The sequence below is a fragment of the Ructibacterium gallinarum genome (genome assembly GCF_014982785.1).
Classification (GTDB): domain Bacteria; phylum Bacillota; class Clostridia; order Monoglobales; family Monoglobaceae; genus Ructibacterium; species Ructibacterium gallinarum.
This window is the reverse complement of sequence record NZ_JADCKB010000002.1, coordinates 13,809-35,152: the sequence shown is the minus strand read 5'-3', so window position 1 is coordinate 35,152 and position 21,344 is coordinate 13,809. Positions and strand designations below refer to the sequence as shown.

The window sequence follows — 21,344 nt, the reverse complement described above, 5'->3', positions numbered from 1 at the left end:
AAAAACAAGACTCGAATAAAAGAAAAGGAAAATATGATTTAACAGATATTTTGCTTGACAAAAGAGGAAAATTATATTATGATAAACAAGTAATATCAAGATGAAGAGGTGAAACAAAATGGCTTATACAATCAACGATGACTGCATCAAATGCGGCGCTTGCGCAAGCGAATGTCCGGTATCCTGCATCACCGAAGGCGATGACAAATATGTGATCAACGCGGATGAGTGCATTGAATGCGGCAACTGTGCAAATGTATGTCCTGTAGATGCGCCTCAGGCGTAATTGGTTTTTGCCAATCATAAAACTACAAACAAATGGGTGTGCAAAAGCACACCCATTTTACATATTTCAGCATGGATTATTTTGAAGAAACGGGAAGAGGAGAGAAGCGATGGATCAGGAAATATTTTTAAAGGGAATGTCCCGGCTTGGCGTTTCTGTGACAGAACAGCAGCTGCAGCAGTTTCATACATATTCTGAAATGCTGAAGGAATGGAACGAAAAAATGAATCTGACGGCTATCACGGAGGACAAAGAAATTGCCGTAAAACATTTTTTGGATAGTGTTCTGCCGTTATATACATTGCCGCTTCCCGAAACCGGGCGAATGATCGATGTGGGCACAGGAGCAGGTTTCCCGGGACTGCCGATGAAAATTATGCGGCCGCAGTATGAAATCACCCTGGCAGACGCGCTGAAAAAACGGGTTGGTTTTTTAGAGGCTGTTTGCGGCGAATTGAATTTGTCCGGCGTGTCTTGCGTTCATGGCCGCGCGGAGGAAATGGGAAAGCAGAGCAGGTGGCGTGAAACTTTTGATATTGCTGTATCCCGGGCGGTTGCCAATATGACCGTTTTGTGTGAATATACCCTTCCGCTTGTTCGTGTGGGCGGCGTCTTTGCGGCGCTCAAGGCGGAAAATGCGGAGGACGAGCTAAACCATGCCCGGCCTATGATTGGTGAATTGGGCGGCAAAGTGGAACAGGTTTTAAAAGCCGCACTGCCGGAAAGCGATATTGTCCGCACGCTGATTCTGATACGGAAGGAAAAAAATACGCCATCCCGGTTTCCCCGCAGAGCGGATAAAATCAAAACAGCCCTGCGCTGAGAAATACTTTAACATTGAGATTTGTTTTTTAAATAGAAAATGGCTTGTCTTGAGGTAAAAACCTCGGGAACAAGCCATTTTTCTTTCATAAAAGAATTTCTTGCCAAACTGCGCAGTGTGGCAGGAATTTTTATTTGTAAAGAATTGATTTTTCAAGCTACAAAATTTTTATTCAAATAAATTTTTAAGGTGTATTTTTGATTTGAGAGAAGCGGTGAAGAACTGTTTGATTTGTTCAGTTCAGGAGATATACAAACCACTTTCTGTTTTACAGAGTGCTGCCGGAAACGACGTAATATATTGCTGATGCGACGGCTTTTCCCGCAATAAAAAAAATAGTCAGATAATCAAAAAAACAGTCACTGTACTTCTCTTTTGGCGCGTGCTAAAATAAAATCACAAGATTTATTGCCGTAATGCGGCGGAGTGTATAAAATTTCAATTAGAAAGGATAGGTAGGATATGAAAATGAAAAAAAGATGGTACGTTGGAAGCTTGGCAGCAATCATGGCGGCAGCTATGCTCAGTGGCTGCGGAGGAGGGGAGCAGGCGTCCACCGGCGAAGGGGAAAAACTGACCTGCTGGATGCCTTTGACCAGCAATGCGGCTATGTTGGTTTCAAACTATGGAGAAACCGCATTGGCACAGGAACTGATCAAACGAACCGGTGTTGATATTGAATTTGTACATCCGCCCCAGGGACAGGAAAGTGAGAAATTCAGTATAATTGTTGCTTCCGCTAATTTGCCGGATATCATTGAGTATAACTGGCTGAACTATCCAGGCGGACCGGCTAAAGCGATCAAAGAAGGCGTTATTATTGATATTGCCTCACAGCAGAATTTGGCGCCCAATGTGTTTAAATATCTTAATGAGCATCCGGAAATAAAAAAATTAGCTACGACAGATGCCAATGAATTATTTGCGTTCCCCTTTGTGCGCGGCGATGAGAGCCTTTGTTTTTCCGGCGGAACCATTATCCGTGGAGACTGGCTGGAGGAGCTCGGTTTGTCTATGCCTGAGACAATAGACGAATGGGAAAATGTTTTGACACAATTTAAGGAGAAAAAGGGAGCGCAGGTTCCGTATTCTTCTACTTCAACCGGAAACTTTGCCTATGCGTTTAATACAACGACAGACTACTATGTAGAGGATGGCAAGGTGAAGCATGGGGTGCTGGATCCTGGGTTTAAGGATTATTTGGTTACCATGAATCGTTGGTATCAGAAAGGCTTGATCGACCCCAGCTTTGCAACATTAGATCAAAAAACAATAGAAGCAAATATTATCAATGGCCAGAGCGGTGCCACCACGGGTTCTATCGGATCTGGAATTGGTAAATGGATGGCGGCAGCGCCTTCGGATACCTACTCGTTAGAAGGAGCTCCGTTCTTATCATCAGAAAAAGGACAAAAGCCCAAATTTGGTACATATCAGCTGCCGGTGACCGCTTCTCTGACCGCATTTGACGCCATTTCCACCAGCTGCAAAAATGTAGAAGCCGCTATGAAGTTTTTGGATTACGGGTACTCAGAAGAGGGGTATATGCTCTATAATTTTGGAATCGAAGGTGAGAGCTATGAGATGATAGATGGTTATCCGACTTATACGGAGATTATCACCAATAATCCAGAAGGGCAATCTATGACGGTTGCACTTGCAAACTATACCCGTTCTTATGCAACCGGGCCATTTGTACAGGATAAGAGATATATGGAGCAGTATGCCGCATTGCCGCAGCAGAAGCGTGCTTGGGAAACCTGGTCAAATACAGATGCAGCGGCACATTTCCCGCCCCATTTGTATATGCAAGAAGATGAACTGACAGAATATGCTCAGCTGAACAGCGATGTTGGCACCTATTTAACGGAGATGATTTCCAAATTTATCATTGGTGCAGAACCGTTAGATAATTTTGATACAATGATACAGGAGTTAAAAAACAGAGGGATTGAGCGTGTTTTGGAAATGAAGCAGGCGGCTTATGACAGATATCTTACAAAATAATCCTGGCATCTTGCGCAATAGGATATCTTGTGAAAAGGAGAATTTTGATGGAATTACTGGCATCTAAAAAAAGGCAGAAGGGAAAAGCGCTGCAAAGCTGGCGAAGAGATTTTCGTAAAAATGGTTCGCTGTACTTGCTGGTGCTCCCTGTCGTTATATTTTATTTTATCTTTAACTATATGCCTATGTATGGCGTACTCATGTCTTTTCAGGATTTTTCACCAAGATTGGGCATTGGGGGAAGTGAATGGGTAGGATTGCAGCATTTTCGGCGTTTTTTGGGTTCTACAGATTTTCAGCGTGTTTTCTTTAACACGCTGAAAATCAGTTTCAGTACCTTAATCTGTGAATTTCCTACTCCCATTTTATTGGCACTCATGCTGAATGAAATGCAAAATCGACACATCAAAAAAGTTGTACAGACGCTTTCTTATTTACCGCATTTTATTTCTTTGGTTGTTATCTGCGGTATGATTAAAACGTTTGTGGCAAATGATGGGTTGATCGGCAGTGTGATAGCTCAAATGACTGGAAACAATTCCAGTCTGCTTATGCAGGCAAATAAGTTTCTTCCCATCTATGTGCTGTCCAGCATTTGGCAAGCAGTGGGCTGGGAAAGTATTATTTATTTAGCGGCGCTGGCGGGCGTGGATCCACAGCTTTATGAAGCGGCAGAGATTGACGGGGCCGGAAGAATTCGAAAAATAATCAACATTACACTGCCTTCCATCAGCACAACCATTGTAACCATGCTGATTTTGCGGCTTGGAAAAGTTATGAATGTTGGCTATGAAAAAATTATTTTGCTTTATAATGAAGTGATTTACGATACCAGCGATGTCATTTCGACTTATGTATATCGTATGGGTTTTGAAAATCAAGATTGGGGTTACAGTGCGGCAGTTGGCTTGTTTAATTCAGCCATTAATCTTGTTTTGCTTGTTTTTACAAATACAATTAGTAAAAAAATGAGCGGCACCAGCTTGTGGTAAAGGGGGGATAGAGGTGAAACGTGCAAAAAACAAAATCAAAAAATCTGCGTTCGACAAATGGTTTGATGTCATTAACACAACTTTATTGATTCTATTAGGTATTATCATGCTCTATCCTATGGTATATGTCTTGCTGGCTTCTTTCAGCGATCCCATTGCGTTTATGCGGCATAAAGGGGCTTTGTGGTGCACACAGGGCTTTTCCTTTAGTTCGTATGCAAATGCCTTTGAAAATCCCATGCTGCTCAAAAGTTATGGAAATACTATTTTTGTCGTTATTGTCGGTGTTGTGCTGAACTTAGTTCTGACTTCCTGCGGTGCATATTTCCTGTCCCGCAGAGATGTAAAGCTGCAAAAGGTCATTGCCATTTATATTATCATTACCATGTTTTTCAGCGGCGGAATGATTCCGTTTTATTTTGTCGTCAGAGGACTGGGATTGGAAGATAGCTTATGGTCGCTGATACTTCCTGTCGGTATCAATACTTTTAATTTAATGATTTTGCGGGTGGCATTTGCGGCGGTTCCGGTAGGGCTGGAAGAATCTGCAAAGCTGGACGGCGCTGGACATTTAACTATTTTATTCCGTATTATTTTGCCGGTATCAAAAGCAAGTATTGCTGTCATTGCACTTTATTATGCCGTCACCCATTGGAATTCGTGGTTCAATGCCATGCTCTTTCTCAATGACCGCGATAAATATCCACTGCAGCTGGTATTGCGAGAAATTTTAATCAATAGTGACACCTCATCCATGACAATGGGAGCAGCTGCTTCTGACTTGGAATATGTGGGCGAAACCGTCAAATATGCAGTTATTATCATATCAACGGTGCCGATTCTTTGTATATATCCATTTATTCAGAAATATTTCACAAAAGGCGCCATGATCGGCGCAGTAAAAGGTTGATTGGAGGGAGTTTGAATATGAGACAAAGGTTGAAACAGGGAATTGCATTCTTATGCGCAGTGGGCCTGTTGGGCGGCGCAGCCCAGGCTAACACCTTGATTGATTATGACACCAATACGCGTACACTGCAAATCAAAGGAGATTTTAGCGGCTCCTCTATGGGAACAGCAACATTTACGATTCTTCCGGTTGGCATGAATCCGGAGGACGTAGATCTGAATGCGGCAAATACAGTGGATATGCTTTATCGTACATTGGCCGTACAGGATGACGGCAGTGTAAATAGTACCATTATTTTGCCGGAGGAATTTGAAAACGGACAATATGTACTTCGCACTTATCAGGAATCCTTGCTTAGCACAAATTACTTTGGTTTTGTGGGAACGCCTATTTCGGAGTCTGAGCTGCAGAAAATCAACGGCGCTACAAGCCAAAGCGAAGTTCTTTCCGCATTGCAGTCTCTTGCGGATCTGGGATTGGAAAGCAGTGTAATTAAAGATTATGGAAATTCCATTGCAGAGTACGTATTTTTAAATCGGCCAAGTGATGGTTATAGCAGTACTTCTTTGATGGAAGCGGTTTGTATGGGAGAAGCTATGGGACGTTTGGCAGCAAAAGATATCGGACTGGAAGAGATGCTGACAGCGTACTCTGCTTATGTGGAGATAGATTATGAAGAGGACTTTGTCTCTTTGCCAGATGATGTTCAGAGTGAAATGAAGCGTTTGTTTGCGCAGATGGAGCAGCCCGCAGGGGACTTTAATACATTGTTTGCTGAGACTTTAGAGCTGGCGCAGATGAAATGTGCAGACTCTTTCCTGGTTTTGCAGCAGCTCTATCTTGCGTATGCCGAGCGCAATCAGATCTCCTTGGAGGGATATCAGAATCTGGCAAATGAATATATGCAGGATCAGGTGTTTGTAAAACTTTTGAACAGAATTTCTTCTGTTTCCAATATGGAGGCTGTGCAGGAGCTTTTCCGCACAGCGGTCAGCGAGGTACAGCGTGAGGGCGGTTCTGCCGGAAGTGTTGTCGGAGGAATCTCTGGCGGCGGTTCTGGCGGCGGCTCTGGCGGCGGAATTTCCGGCAATTCTGTAACCTATTTGCCGACGGAGAATGAGCAGCTTGAGGGTTCTCAGACAGAAACAGCGGGAGCCTTTACGGATACGGCGCAGCACTGGGCAGAAGCGTATATTTTGCAAATGAAAGAATTGGGCGCAATCAATGGGTTTGAAGATGGCAGTTTCCGCCCTGATCAAGCAGTAACGCGAGCTGAATTTGTAAAAATGATGTGTGAATTGCTGGATCTGCCGGCGGAAGAAGGGTCGCTTTTTGCAGATGTTGCGGCGGACGATTGGTTCTATGGTGTGGTTTATGCGGCATATGAAAATGGATTGATTCAAGGCACGGGTGAAAACATGTTTTCACCGAATGAAATGATTACCCGTGAGGATGCTGCGGTGATTATGCAGCGGACCTGGCCCATGGCCGCCGGAGAAGAAGCTGCTTTTGCGGATGCATCAGAAATTTCTGATTATGCCGTGGAAGCCATTAGCGCTTTGACCGGGGCGGGTGTTTTGACCGGATATGAAGATCACACGATTGCTCCAAAGGCATCTTTGACACGTGCAGAGGCGGCGGCAATTCTTTGCCGTATCTTGGAGAGAGTAAACGGATAAAGGAGGAGAAAGACAATGATGACGAAGAATAATCGAAAACTTATGGCTTTGCTCCTTGCCATACTATTCACCTTGCCGGGAATTTTTGCTACGGCAGAAGAACCTGCTGCAGAGGAGTCTGCGGAAGCAACTGCGGCAGTTTCACCGGACAGTGACAGGGATACAGAGATTGCTGCGGTTATGGAGTATGTTTTAGGGGAAGATTTTTTCACAGAAGATACGGTAACCAGAGCAGAATTTACTGGTGCATTGATGCGGGCGTTTGCCATTCAAATTGACGGATTTAACAGTGTATTTGCTGATGTAACGGAAGATACTCCATATGCAGCTGAAATTAATGCGGCATATGCGGCTGGAATTATAAGTCAAGCCGAGAACTTTGAACCATTGGCGCCGGTGCAGTATGAACACGCAGTCAAAATGGTAATTCACGCATTGGGCTATGAAGCTGCAGCGGCTTCTTACGGCGGTTATCCGGAGGGGTACATTCGTGCTGCACGCAATATTGATTTGTTAAATCAGGTACCTCGTGAAGCAGGGGCTATGTCGGTCAACAGTGTTCGGTCCATTTTGTATAATTTGCTGACCTCTACCATCCGTTTTACCGGAATCACAGAGGATGGATATGCACGCTATGAGAAAACAGAGGTTGACTATCTAGAGTCTCTTTATCACCTCCGCCGAACAGAGGGCGTCATTACTGCGACACAGTATAATTCCTATCGTCCGGGCACATCTTTTTCAGAAGAGCCAAGCATTGAAATCGATGGCATACGTTATGCAAGTACAGAATGCTCGCCGGATCTGTTGGGAAGAAATGCCTGCGTTTATTATGACAAAGATACCAACTACGCCGAGATAATTATCCCCGTTTATAATCGGGAGGTAGAAGTGGACTTGGAGGACGTCAGCAGTTTGGATAAAGAGGGATTGGTATGTTATGATTCCAATTCGGGAAAAAGCCGTTCTTATCAAACCGCTGGAAGTATTTTGATATACAATGGACGTGCCGTTGAGACTTTGGATTTTTCAAGTGTTTTAGAAAATTCAGGTTCTGTTCGTTTGGTTGACAATAACTGGGATGGAAAATATGAGTATGTGTTTATTACCTGTTACAGCTATTTGTATGTAGACAAAGTGGATGGATGGAGCGAAAGCATTTCGGATCTGCATGCAACAGAAAACAGCATTCAGGCAAATTCTTCTGAAACAGCGTTGATTTTGCTTGGCGTTGATGGAGAAAAGCTGGAGTTTGAGGATGTAAAAAGCGGAAATTTATTTTTAATTGAGCGGTCTATGGATGACGTATTGATTACCGCCCGCTTGTGTGCAGGACAGATCACAGGAACCATTACGCAGGTGACCGGCGACGATGAAATTTATATTGATGAAGAAAAATATGTCCTTTCTTCTTACGCAAAAGCGTATTATTCGGCGCAAATGATACCGGGAAACGAGGGGGTTTTCCTCTTGGGTTATCATAACGAAATCGTGGTAGTAAACAGCGGCGGCAGTGATATGGTGTATGGATATTTGATTGATGCAGCGGAAGATGGAGGGTTCAGCGAAGGCATTCAGTTAAAGATTTATACACAAGGAGGAGAAATTAAGATTTTCCATTTTGACAAGATTCGTTTAGATAATGGACTGAAAAAGGTAGACGGAAAGACGGTTTTGTCAGCGCTCAGCGAAAACAATGAGGTAAAACCGCAATTATTGCGGTATAGCGTCAATGAAAAAGGAGAGATTACACACATTGATTTGGCGGCTACCGATTTTGACTTTGCTGAGCAACCGGAAGATGAAAGAGACAGTTTGCGCCGTTATTCCTTTACCAGCAACGGTGCGGCAGTGACGTCCTTTAATTACCGCTCCGGCGGAAAGTCTTGTGCCCCTTATTTTAATTTGAACGATACTGTTGTATTTTCTGTGCCGAAAGATGATACGGTGAAAACAGCAGAGCCGGACAAATTTCTTATTAGTGATGCAGGAAGCCTGACCAGCAACCGCAACTATGCGTTTGAAGTCTATGACTTAAACGAATACGGGACGGCAGGAGCGGTGGTTCTCAAAGGCGAACATGTGACGCAGGCAAAAAATTATATGATCGAAAGCGTTGCCCATGGCATTCTGCCTGACAACACAGAAGGAACGATCATTTATACCTATGGCTCTCAAAGTTATAAAACGTTCTATATTCCGGAGGAGATCGAGGAAACCTTGCCAAAGGAACTGTGCGCCGGTGATATTATTGAACTGATCACCGATGAAGACAATTTTGTTCAGCAGATTACGGTGGTCTTTGATGCCTCTTCTGGATTGCCTGTCCCCAATACGGCGGCTGGCGGAAGTGTGCGTTTTGAAGTTCCGTCCAATATCAGTTATTTTTATGGCGCACTTTATGCGGTAGACAGCACCTATGCCTATTTGAGCAAGACGGCGGATGGCAGCGGAGGATATCTGTATGATTTCCCTAATTTGATTAATTTAAAGCTGCAGACCAGCAACATGGCAATTATCAATGCAAATCGTAATGAGATTCGCCCTATTACGATAAAAGAACTCAAAGACTATAAATCGTTTGGCAATGAAAATTACTATATTGTGGTTTATCTGAATTACCAGGCGCCCAATGCCGTATATGTCTATGAACGTTAGAAAGGATGGTAGCTATGAGCAAATCAACAAAACGACTGATTACTTTTTTGATTCTGATTGCATTTGGCAGTAGTATCGGTATGCCATTTTCGGCTTTGGCGGCAGAACAGAAGGAAGATACGGTTTTTATCTATTCGGAACCTTTTGACGGGGCAGAGACAAACGGGACACCGGAAACAGTGACGGTAGCCGGGGCAAAAACAAGAGTCATAGAGGTGGATACAACAGATAAGAAGTTTCAGATTATGCCCGGGGCCAAAACAACCATTACGGCTCCTTACTCCACCCAGAGCAAAAAATATATGATTAGTATGGATCTCAGCGGGGATGGAAAAATCAGTTTGGATTTGCTGCTGAAAACCAGCACATCCAATTCTACCCTTCTTACCATTCGGAACAATGTTATTCTGACCAAAGAGGGAAAAGAGGTTGGCAGTGTCAATCCAAATGATTTTACACGGTTGGCAGTTGCGCTCAATTTGAAATCGGGAACCTATGACATTTATATTAACGACAAATTGGTTTTGAACCGTTGGAAACTGCCCACAAATGCAAATTTTAATGGATTTTCTCTTGTCAGAATTGCAGAAATGACAGAGAACCTTTATTTAGACAATTTATATGTTTATGAGGGAACAGAGCCGGTAAGCAAGCTGCCAGCTGCTGCTTTCAATCCGGAAGGCCAGGAGTTTTTGGATTATACAGATGATTTGGGAGATTTTAGCTTTTTCAAGAGTGACTATATTACCCACCGGTATGTGGGATATCCAAATACAACGATTACTCCTAAAACAAATGAGATTATCTGTGAAAAATTTGATTACAAAAATCCCAATAAGGGCGATAAAATTATTTTCAACAAAATCACAGAAGAAGACCTGTTTATTGATGTTACCTCAAAAATTTTTACAACCTATCGAAGCTCCAACGAGTATAAGCATTTTAAAATAGCAGGAGAGTTCATGTGCGACTTTGATGGGGACAGCAGTTTGTATATATATCAGCTGCGGGACACGACAAGTTCAAGCAGTCAAGTCAATCTGTATCCCATTACGATCGACAGCGACGGCAGTGTTAAGCTGATTAACGGCCAGACCCTGAGTGGCGTAGCCGCAAAAGGAAAATGGTTCCGTGTTACCATGTATTTGAATTTGATTGATCATACCATAACGATGTTCTTAGATGGGGACAAAGTATTGGATAATGTGGCGATCTCTAACACGTTAAATACGCTGAATATGATCCGTGTTCAATGCAGAAGCGGGCAGTATACCGGCTCAATGGAAGCCCGCCATCTGGAGTTTACCGGTTTGGCGCAGCCCTATGCAGGACAGCCGGAGGGGGAAGAAACCCGGACGTCTATGTTTAGCAGTGACCAACCTATTGTGGATTATTTAAAGGACAAAATTACCTTCCATTACTATGGAAAGAATATTTACAGCAATGGCGGCAAATTTGATATGACGGCAGAGCCGGTTTATCAAGACGGAGAAATGTATGTAGCTTTAGCGGACTTCAATCGTGCTTATGGGTCTTCTGTCACATTGGCAGGAGACAGCGTCAGCGAAGGCGACAAAACCGTTGCCTTGACCAAAAAGCCGATCAAGCCAAATGGTGTTGATTTGATCCCGGTTATGGAAACAGCATCGTCTTTGCTTGGATATAATGTATTTGACGATACCAACGGACTGGTGATTACTTCGTTAAATAAAATTTACTTTGATGTGGAAGACGAGGTGCCCTATTATAAGCGTGAGATACATACCGGTTATATCGATCGGTTTAGTTCTTTGCAATACATTTATGACTATCTCTTGTTTGATCGTCCCACCAGAGAGACGTTGCTTGCAGACTTTAATGCGGCCACGGATAATGGAGCCAAGCATCCCCGTATTATGGCAGGTGCAGATGATTTTGAACGCATAAAAGAGCAGGCAAAAACCGATGAATATATGAAAAAAGTGGTGGATGATATTATCGGAAAGGCGGACAGTGATTGTGAAGCAGCGCCGATTAGTTATGTCTATCAGGATGATTTGCGTACTACAACAGTGGGAGATCGTCTGCGTGACCGTATGTTCCGTGTTGGATTTGCCTATCAAATGACGGGGGATCAAAAATATGTGGATTGCGCTTGGGCAAATTTGAGTGCACTGGATCATTTCCCGGATATTAACCCTGGACATCCGATTGACACGGGATCTTACGGCATGGGCATTGCAATAGGATATGATTGGTTTTATAATGCTTTCACAGAGGAGCAGCGCCAGAACATTCGGGATAATGCCATGCGCCTTCATATTACGGTTATTTCCGAAGGATTCTATGGACGTTCCCCGGTACGAGGAGGCCCTGATGGAAATATCAACGTTATTGGTTATTACAATAAATGGATCAGTAACTACAATGCCTGGGTAAACGGCGGAAGCGTTTGCATGGCGCTGGCGTTTATGGAGGATTTCCCGGAAGTTTGTACCGATATGCTTTGGCACAGCATCCGAAGCTTTGAATACACCTTCAAAAACTTATATCCGGATGGTTCATGGGTAGAAAGTACCAACTACTGGATGATTGTTGCAAGAAGCATTGCATACGCATTTGCTACCTTACAGGAAGTTTATGGAACAGACTTTAAATTGTCGTGCTTCCCTGGAACAAAGGAAACGGGACCTGCAAACCTGGCGCTGCGCAGTATGCTGGGCTCTTATAACTATCATGACTGCGGTTCAGAGAGTTCCTATGCGAATTTCCCAATGGCATTTTTGGGGGTTTATTTTGATCAGCCGGAGCTGTTGGCAGCACGTAAGGCAACGATTACACGGGGTTATGACAGCCGAATGACCAATAACACTGCAGATGTGTTTGACGCTTTGTTCTATGATCCGTCTGTAACGATTGATCAGATTAACATCATGCCCCGCATATATACTACCCGTGGCTTGGAGATGTTTGCGGTTCATGAGGACTATACCAAATATGACGGACTTTTCCTGGCGGCACACGGCGGTCCGGTTACCTTCTATCATTCTCACAATGATAACGGTGACTTTAACTTTGACCTCAATGGTGTTCGCTGGGCCTGTTCGCTGCCGGCAGAGGATTATAACTCGAGCTTGTCTTCCTCTCAAAAGTACCGTGTGCGGACCGAAGGGCACAACACCATTACCATCAACAATGGCAGTACCCTGAATCAGATTGGGGATACATATGATCCTCTCATTAAGAGTGAAGAAGGAGAGGGCGGCGCATTTGGCGTTTATGATTTGAGTGAATCGTATGCTGATGCAGATAAGTTTTTGCGTGGTTTTTATGTTGGTGACAATTACCGCAGTTTGACCATTCGGGATGAAATTGAGCTGAATAAGGATAATTCAGAAATTTACTGGTTTATGCACACCCAGGCGGCTGCACAGGTGATTGACGACCGTACAGTGATTCTTTCCAGTAATGGGCAGTCTCTCACCTTAAACTTTGAAACAGACGCAGACACGGCAGAGGTGTCGATTATGGATGCAGTGCCGCTGGAAACTTCTCCGCAGGGGGAAGGGCAAAATCCAAATTCCGGATATCGTAAAGTTGCGATTCGCCTGGTTGGAAGCGGAAAAGTAAATCTGACCGTTCGATTGGGTGAATTTGCGGGGGTAGTAGACCAGACTCCTATTGATGAGTGGAAAGCGCCCGGATACTCTGATCAACTTGCAGGCAATGAAGATTACAGCTATATTCTTCGGATAAATGGTATGGAGTATGATGGCATTTCCAGTGTTCCTGTTGTGGATCCGGAAAATTTGCCGACCTTCGAAATCGTGCCGAAGTCAGATGGAATGACAGCAGAAGTGGTAGTTTCTGATTCGCTGACAACAGCCAATACCGTGCGTATTTATAATGCCGATAAAACACGGTATAAAGTATTTATCTTGCCGTATAGTACCATGCAGGGTATTAAAGATATTGCTTATGATGAAATTCCGATTGTCGACTGGTCCGTTTCTGCAGAGCCAGAGAAAGAAAACATTGGAAAAAATATGTTTGATAATGATTTTGCTACTCGTTGGACGACGCTAAACACTGGAGAAAACGCAGTCTTTGATCTTGGATCCGTACAGGAAATTGACGGGCTGGCGGCAGGCTTCTGGCAGAGTGGAGCAAGACAATATTACTTTGATTTGTATGTTTCTGATGACGGCACCAACTGGAATTTGATTGATACTTTCAGCTCTGAGCTGGGTGCAGAAGATTATCAGGTATTCAAGTTCAAAGATGTGTCAGGCCGGTATATTAAGCTGGTTGGCCAGGGCAATAGTGCAAACGTCAATACCAATGTATTGGAATTGCGTATAGTGCGGCTAAAGGAGGCGTATCGTGTTGATTAAACAGAAGCATTATTTTAAAAAAGTTATGGGGATTTTATTGGCTGCCGCTGTACTTTTGAGTACAGCGGTGCTCCCGACGGCTGCGGCGGCAGAATCGATGGTTATTGAAGATTTTGAAACAATTACGGACATATCTCAAAACGCTATCTTCATATATCGCCCCACCAATCAAACCACAGATCCTGCCCAAGCTTATGCAAATATTGTTGACGGTGCCCTGCATTTTGGCAAAACAGTGGGAGGTGTGCATGAGCTCCGGGTTGATTTGGCCAGTGCAATCGGATCCATGAAAGACTATACCGTCAGTTTTGATTATACCGGAACGTTTTCGGGAAGTTCGATGAACATCAAGCTGGGCGGATGCTTTGCTTTTGAAAATGCGGCCGGTGCTGGTGTTGGCCATCCCAATCCTCCCGCAGAAGAGGAGTATCGGCACGTATTCCAGTGGTGGAACGGGGATCCAGCTGTAAAAAGCTGGGATAAGACAAATATGACCACCTATGATTTATCAAAACCTGTGCGCATTGATTTGGCAGTAAGAAATCAGGAAATGGTAGACGTTTATATCAATGGTGAGTTGATTCGGGAAGGTTTGCTCTATCGAGAGTCGCCTTTTACGCAGCTGCATCTTCAAATGAACAATGGCTTACGGGGAGAAGCTGTGCTGGATAATTTAACCATAACCGAAGGCAGCCAGCCGCCGGTATCAGAAGATGTGCTTTACACCCAGGATTTTTCTAATATTTTGGATATTTCCGAGGATCCGGTCCTTTATCTTAAACCGGGAAGTTCAGATGCTGCGGCCACAATAGAAAATGAAGTGCTGAAATTTGGCAAGACAGAAAAAGGGGATGGAAAAGAAGCATGGGTTGGTGCGGAATTTGCTGATCTGCTGACAGGTATTGACGATTATCTGGTATCTTTTGATTTGCAAAATAATTTGGAAGAAGGCGGAAGCTTTAACCTTCGGCTGGGAGGCTGTATTGTGATCCGCCCCCAGACAGATAATACCATTATTGTTGGATGGCATGATGGCACTGCCTGGCATGAGGAAGACAGGACAAAATATGATGCAGAAGGCGGCGCAAACATTAAGCTGGTTATCCATGGGCGCAGCTTCATGGATGTTTATGTCAATAATATTTTGGCAGTTGCCGATGTTCCGCAGCGGCAGACGGCTTCTTATACCAAGCTGGATTTTGAGATGAGCAAAAATACCGTCGGGGACATTTATTTGGATAACTTGCTTTTGACCACAGATACGACCGTAGAAGAAGAGGAACCACCGGCTGAAGAAGAAATTGAAAATGCGGTAACTGCCAGCGATATGCCTGTTGTAGGTGCACCGGAGGTTGCAAAGGAGAATTTTGATCTCTATCTGGCCATCGGCCAGTCCAATATGGCGGGCCGTGCCGAGCTGGAAGCGCAGGATAGAATTTTTATCCCCAACGCATACCTTTTTAATGCAGATGGTGCATGGGAAAGAGCACAGGCGCAGTACTACGAAGGTAAATGGGAAGGCATGAACCGGTATTCTACCGTACAGAAAAATGATCTGCAAGGCCTCAGCCCCGCTTTCTATTTTGCCAAAACATTGGCGGAAACGGTTGGGGAGGAGCATAAGATCGGTATCATCAGCAATGCACGAGGAAATACAAAGCTTGCCCAATGGCAAAAGGGATATACAGCAGATGCGGGAATAACAGCAGAGGATCAGGCGGACTATGATTTGTATGAAAATGCTGTAGAACGTGCAAAGGCAGCCGTTGCCGCCGGAGGAACGCTGAAAGGTATCATTTGGCATCAGGGCTGTGCGGATTTGGGAACCGATACAACCACATACATTAATAATTTTAAGCAGATGATAGAAAATCTGCGCACGGATTTGGGCGCTGCAGATTTACCGGTTATCATTGGTGAGATCCCGGGGTATGGCAGAGATACCACAACCATCAATAACCGTATGTCTTTCAACCAGCGGATTATTGCCAAACTGCCGCAGGAAGTCAGCAACTGCTGGGCAGTCAGTTCGGCAGGAAGCCGGGACAAAGGTGACCTGACGCATTTTGATGCAAAATCGCAGAGACGGCTGGGTAAATTATATGGTCAGGTAGCGTTGGAGCAGATTTATGGCATTGCACCTGAACTGGACAATGCGGTGCCGCTGCAAAATGTGACAGCTGGCGGAACAAACGGCGCTGCGGCAGCTGACACGGTTGCAAATATACAGGATTGGAGCAATGCGTCTACTTATTGGACAGGAGCAGTGGGAGACAGCTGGGAAGCAGATTTCGGCGGCTCTCTTACGCTGACAGAACTGCGTTCATATTTCCGTGACCCGTACAATACTGTGGTGCAATACAAAGTTTATTTGAATCAAAACGGTGTATGGAATCAAGTGATTGACAACAGTGGAATTACCGCATACGAGACAGTGGATATCAATGGCGCAGTGGTAGATGTTTTTGAAACGCCCGTATTGGCAGATGCAGTTCGGTTTGAAGTCACAGGGGTTCTAGACTATAACGGCCAGGCGATGGATAGTATGGGCAGCCATGAATTTGTTGTTTATACCTCCGATTTGATTCAGGGAACAAGAGTGGCTTTTCTCGGATATTCCGGGGAGGCAGAAATTCCAGTCAGCGAAGCCGATACGATTGAACTCACTGCGGCTTCTCCCAGCGGCATTCAGGACATCAAAGTCTATGCCAATGGGGTTTTAATACAGACGCTGACGGAATCCCCCTATTTGCTGAACATCAGCGAACTGGGAATCGGCAGGACAGAACTTCGGGCAGTGGCGACAGCAAAGGATGGAATTACGGCGGAGGCAACCCTCAGTTTGACCATTGCAGGACTGCTGGATCATTCGCTGGTGGAAGACAGCACCTTTGAAACAGAGACAGGCACTACGCTGAAATCCGGCATTTTGCTTTATCCGCAGCGTGGTTATGTCAAGGTAGAACAAATTGATGAAGAGCATGGCAACAGTTTGCTGGTGGGCATTGAAACAGTCAATGAGGAATATTCATCGGGGAATTTACCGTATATCAATATCCCGCTGGGAGGAATTGCGGATGAATTTTCGGTATTCTGTGATCTGTATGTGGATGCAAAGGATACTTCGGGAGATAAGAGATTTTCCCTCTATCAGGCAAGCGGCAATGAAATGGTTCTATTGCGGTTCAGAGATCAGATGACCCTGAGCAACAGCAATACCAATCCAGTGGATTATGAGACAGGCAGATGGTACAGTTTCCGTATTGATATTGATATGGCCAACCATACGGCGGTCGTTTTCCGTGATGAAGAACAAATTGGCACCATTGCTTTGGGTGCATCTATGACTGCGGCAAACTATATTCGCCTGTACGGGCCTCGTAATGATACCGTCCCGTCCTATACGGCGATCGACAACCTGCGCATTGTAAAATATTTCCGGATACCGTCTATTCTCTCGGTGGATGAGGATAATATTGTGTCGGCAAGCGCAGAGAGTTTTACCGTCCAGCTGGATGACGTGGTGTATGGCAGCAGTGTCAATGCAGAGAGTGTTTGGCTGCAGGATAATATGGGCGTCAAAACCTCTGTCAAGGATGCGAAATGGTCAGAGACGGATAAAAGCATTACGGTTACACCTGCCCGGAAACTTGCATCGGGAAGCAGTTATCAGTTTGTGTTGGGCGGCGATGTGGAATTGAGCGCCGGCGTGCCCATTCGCTATCCTGTCCGTGCGGCGTTCCGCACCGAAGCAGAAGGGGTAGAGATTCAGGAAGCACTGATTAGCGAAGAAGCTGGAACAAAAAAGGCGGAGGTTACCCTTTATAATGCAACCGACTCGGCAGCAGAGGGATTTGTGGTTATGACCCTCTGGAATGGCAATGAATTCTGCGGTATGGCAGTACAGGCCTGCAATCCGGCAGCGGGTGCAACCCAGGAGATTGTCTTAACGCATGCGGCTCCGGCTGGTGCAACCGTTGAGCTTGTGGTGTATGACAGCCTGGATTTACCCCAGATGCTTTGCGGCAGTGTCTACAGAGGACAATGATGCTTTTGGTTTGCCGCAGGGATTTTTCCCTGCGGCAATAAGGTAAATTTTTGGGAAGGAGTGTGGCTTATGAAAAAAAGAATTTTAGGTGGTATCATATTGACAGCTATGCTGTTTTCCTGCACTTTTTTTCCAGCTGCTGCGCAGGAGCAGCAGACGGTGGTTTGGTCACAGGATTTTGAGAGCGGCGCCATAACCGATGCCTCCGGAGCGGCCGCGCTGAAAGCGGCCGACGATGTTTTTGAGAATATCAAGGAATCCCCATTGGCCAATACAAAGGATGCAGTGGTACAGGAATATAACAAGACCCGATATATTCAGGATTTTGAAGCAATTTCAGAAGCGGATATCGGAAGCAGCGGCGCAGAAAAGACCGCCAACGGAGTTGTCACACGGAGCGGCCGCAGCAAAAAGGAGGAGGGTTTAACCGTAACGGTAAACCGAAAAACAAACTCCGAAAGTTATGACGGTGTGTGGGAAATTGCCGGGAATCAGCTGCACTTTCGTAAAACTGTTTCAGGAATCAGTAGCAACATAGCATACTTTGATTTTGCCTCCCATATACCGGAAACTGGTGATTATGAAATTGCGTTTGACATAAAGCCCGGCCTGCAACAAGCAAACACCAATGTCATCATCGCATTGGGTGCAAATTTTTCTGTTACGGCGTCTACCTCTGACGCCACACAGTGCAACCTGGGATATCATAACAAAACAGAATGGATATGGACAGAGCAGACCTATGATTTCAGCGATTTTCGGCATCTTAAGCTCCGAGTCAAACGCCAGGCAGAGGGTCTGCCGCTGGTCGATTTCTATCTGAGAAATGCAGATGGGGAAGAGGAGCTGATTTTCAGCGATGTGCCCTATCGGTATGCTTCTACCACCAAAGAAGTCACTCGCCTGGAGCTTATCGTTGGGAGATCGCTGACCGGAGATTTTTATTTTGATAATTTCTGCCTATCTCAGACAGAGGTGCCCGATGGGGAAGGACATTTTCTTGAGATGTCCAAGTATACCAGAAATAACCCGTCCTTTAGCCTTACGAATTTTTCACAAAAACTGGGAGGCGCAAAATCCTATACGCTCACCATGGATGTCAAGCCAAGCTTAATCCGAGGAAGTGTGAACCTGGCGCTGGGGGTGTTTTTGGAGCTGACCTACCGTGACCCCCAGACCTATTCTATCTCGTGTAAAACGGGTACTTTATCCGAATTGCAGCCTTTAAAGGACGGACTTCCCATGAATCAATGGATCACAGTGAAGTTTGTGGTTAAAAATGAAACAACGGCAGACGTCTATGTGGGCGGAGAATTGATTGCGCAGGATTTACAGCCCCGGCTGAAAAGCGAAGGCGCACAGATTCCCTATACCAATTGGAAAAATTTTGGCGTGCAGCGAAACAACGCAATGATTGGTGCGGTTTATTTTGACAACTTTGCGCTGTACGCCGAAGCCAATGTTGGCGACCCGGTGGTTTTGGTAAATGGTGCAACGGATGATAAATTTGCCAAAGGGACCCTGCAGGTAAAGCTCCCGGTACAGGCCTTTCAATCCACCAAGTCTGTGCAGCTTCTGGTTGCACAGCGGGACGCATCAACCGGGACATTGATGCAAGCGGCACTGGAGGATGCAGATATTACTGGAAGCGGTCAGGTGGAAGCCTCCCTGGAAATTACAGAGCAGGAGGGAACACTGGTGCAGGTATATATCTGGGATGGAGACGCCCAGCGGCCGTTGATTCCTGCCATCACCATGGAGCCATATTCCGAGACAAAAATTGAAAAAGTACAGCCTGTTTATCCCAGTTATGGAAGCCGTGCAGTGACCTTTAGCTATGATGACGGTGTTGTGCAGGATGAGCGTCTTGCCGCCTTGTTTGAAAAATATGGAATGAAAGCTACTTTTAACATCGTACCAGGCAAGGTGGAGAATGGACAGGCAAATGTGCTGACGGAAGAACAGATGAAGACCGTTTATCAAAATCACGAGGTGGCAAACCATACCTATTCCCACAGGCCGCTCTTTTTGATGGAAGGGGAAACTTCTCAGGATTCCCAAGGCGGCACGCTGAAGGGCGTGTCGCTGGAAACAGCTGTGGAAGAAATAGAAAAGGGAAGGGAGTGGATTTTGGATCATTTGGGTGTCACTGTGCAGGGACTTGCCTGGCCCAATGGAGCTCCGGGGAATCGCACGGATTATCAGGAACTGCAGAATGCTGTCCGGAGCGGGCATTTCTATACCCGATGGAAAGAAAGCGGAGACTTTGCCCTGCCGGAAAACTGGCTGGAATGGGATTCTACCTGTCATCATCGTTCCATGCCTCAGTACACAGAAAAATTTTTGAGCATGGAAAACGGCGGTGATCTGCAATGCTATTTTGTCTGGGGGCATGCATACGAGTTTGATCAAAGCGGCGCAGCCCTGACCTGGGAAGAAATGGAACAGCAGCTGCAAAAGCTTGCGGCAGAGCCGGATATATGGAAGGCGTCCAATGGTGAGATTTATACATATTGCAATGCCGTTCAGATGCTCCGACAGGAAGGAAACATACTGAAAAATCTATCTGACCTTACCTTGTATGCCTATGTCAACGGCCAAAAAATTTCCATTCCCGCCGGTGAAAGCTGGCAGTATGGAGACAATACCGAACGGCCGACAATTGCATGCTGGGGAGATAGTCTGACTTACGGCCAAGGAGCCACAAAACAGGAAAATGCGTATCCGGAGGTGCTTGCGCAGCTTTCCGGCTGTCAGGTATATAATATGGGTGTTCCGGGAGAGACCGCCATGACCATTGCGGCCCGTCAGGGTGCAGTAGAGATCGTACTACCGGAGGGATTTACCATTCCGTCCGTTGGAAGCGTGGAGATTCCCCTTGCAGATATTGTTATGGACGGGAAAACAGTGCATTATCTGCCCACGGAAAATGACGGGAAGGTGATCCCCCGAAATGCCGAACTGGGAGGTTGGAACCCTGTCACCATTTGCGGAGTTAAGGGAGTGCTGACTGTGGGGGTGGATTCCACGGTTTGGCCCAGAATGCTGAGCTGGGCACGGTTTACCAGAGCACAGGCCGGCACTAAAGTCCAGGTAGAGGCGGGAGAAAAACTGCTTTGCTATGGACAGTCTGTGGAAGCGGATGTAAATGTGTTTTTCACAGGAACCAACGGCGGATGGAACACCGGCAACACTGTGGCAGAGGACAATCCCGGTGATGCGGAAGACTTGGCGGCGCTGATTCAAAGCCAGATTGCCAAAACACCCAATCCGGATCAATATGTTGTGGTTGGATTGATTGGCGGGAACGAAGCGGATTGGGTGCAAACAAAACAAATTCTTCAGGATGCATTTGGGGAGCATTACCTGGATGTAAAATCATACTTGGCCAGTGAACAGGCACTTCGGGATGCGGGGATGGTACCCACCGAACAGGATCGGACAGATCTTGCAGAGGGGCGGGTTCCCACTTCCCTGCGGACAGATTCGGTACATTTAAACGATGCAGGCTATCGGCTGCTTGCTCAAAAAATTTATCAAAAAATGATGGCATTAAAATATATATAAA

Annotated in this window: 10 protein-coding genes; all 10 read left to right on the top strand. The window is 45.5% G+C overall.

The features are described from left to right. Positions 1-118 precede the first annotated feature (118 nt). On the top strand, positions 119-286 hold the full coding sequence (locus INF28_RS01445) for a DUF362 domain-containing protein (protein WP_226391697.1): 168 nt from the start codon (positions 119-121) through the stop codon (positions 284-286). Positions 287-395: 109 nt separating this feature from the next. Further along, positions 396-1,109: a 16S rRNA (guanine(527)-N(7))-methyltransferase RsmG gene (rsmG, locus tag INF28_RS01440; RefSeq protein ID WP_226391696.1), complete on the top strand. Its 714-nt coding sequence runs from the start codon at positions 396-398 to the stop codon at positions 1,107-1,109. A gap of 462 nt (positions 1,110-1,571) precedes the next feature. Beyond that, on the top strand, positions 1,572-3,116 hold the full coding sequence (locus tag INF28_RS01435; RefSeq protein ID WP_226391695.1) for an extracellular solute-binding protein: 1,545 nt from the start codon (positions 1,572-1,574) through the stop codon (positions 3,114-3,116). A gap of 47 nt (positions 3,117-3,163) precedes the next feature. Further along, positions 3,164-4,108 (top strand): ABC transporter permease, encoded by a 945-nt coding sequence (locus INF28_RS01430; protein ID WP_226391694.1) that lies wholly within the window; start codon positions 3,164-3,166, stop codon positions 4,106-4,108. A gap of 13 nt (positions 4,109-4,121) precedes the next feature. Next, positions 4,122-5,018 (top strand): carbohydrate ABC transporter permease, encoded by an 897-nt coding sequence (locus INF28_RS01425; RefSeq protein ID WP_226391693.1) that lies wholly within the window; start codon positions 4,122-4,124, stop codon positions 5,016-5,018. Between the two features lie 17 nt (positions 5,019-5,035). Next, entirely contained in the window at positions 5,036-6,697 is a 1,662-nt protein-coding gene (locus tag INF28_RS01420) for an S-layer homology domain-containing protein (RefSeq protein ID WP_226391692.1), read from the top strand. Between the two features lie 15 nt (positions 6,698-6,712). Then, positions 6,713-9,355 carry an S-layer homology domain-containing protein gene (locus INF28_RS01415; protein WP_226391691.1) on the top strand — a complete coding sequence of 881 codons (2,643 nt, stop codon included), beginning with the start codon at positions 6,713-6,715 and terminating at the stop codon, positions 9,353-9,355. 14 nt (positions 9,356-9,369) lie between these two features. Beyond that, positions 9,370-13,728, top strand: a complete 4,359-nt coding sequence (locus tag INF28_RS01410) for a discoidin domain-containing protein (RefSeq protein ID WP_226391690.1) — start codon at positions 9,370-9,372, stop codon at positions 13,726-13,728. After that, positions 13,718-17,776, top strand: a complete 4,059-nt coding sequence (locus tag INF28_RS01405; protein ID WP_226391689.1) for a sialate O-acetylesterase — start codon at positions 13,718-13,720, stop codon at positions 17,774-17,776. The genes INF28_RS01410 and INF28_RS01405 overlap by 11 nt, the downstream gene beginning before the upstream one ends. Positions 17,777-17,845: 69 nt before the next feature. Next, positions 17,846-21,343, top strand: a complete 3,498-nt coding sequence (locus tag INF28_RS01400) for a polysaccharide deacetylase family protein (protein WP_226391688.1) — start codon at positions 17,846-17,848, stop codon at positions 21,341-21,343. The last annotated feature ends 1 nt before the right edge of the window (position 21,344 follow it).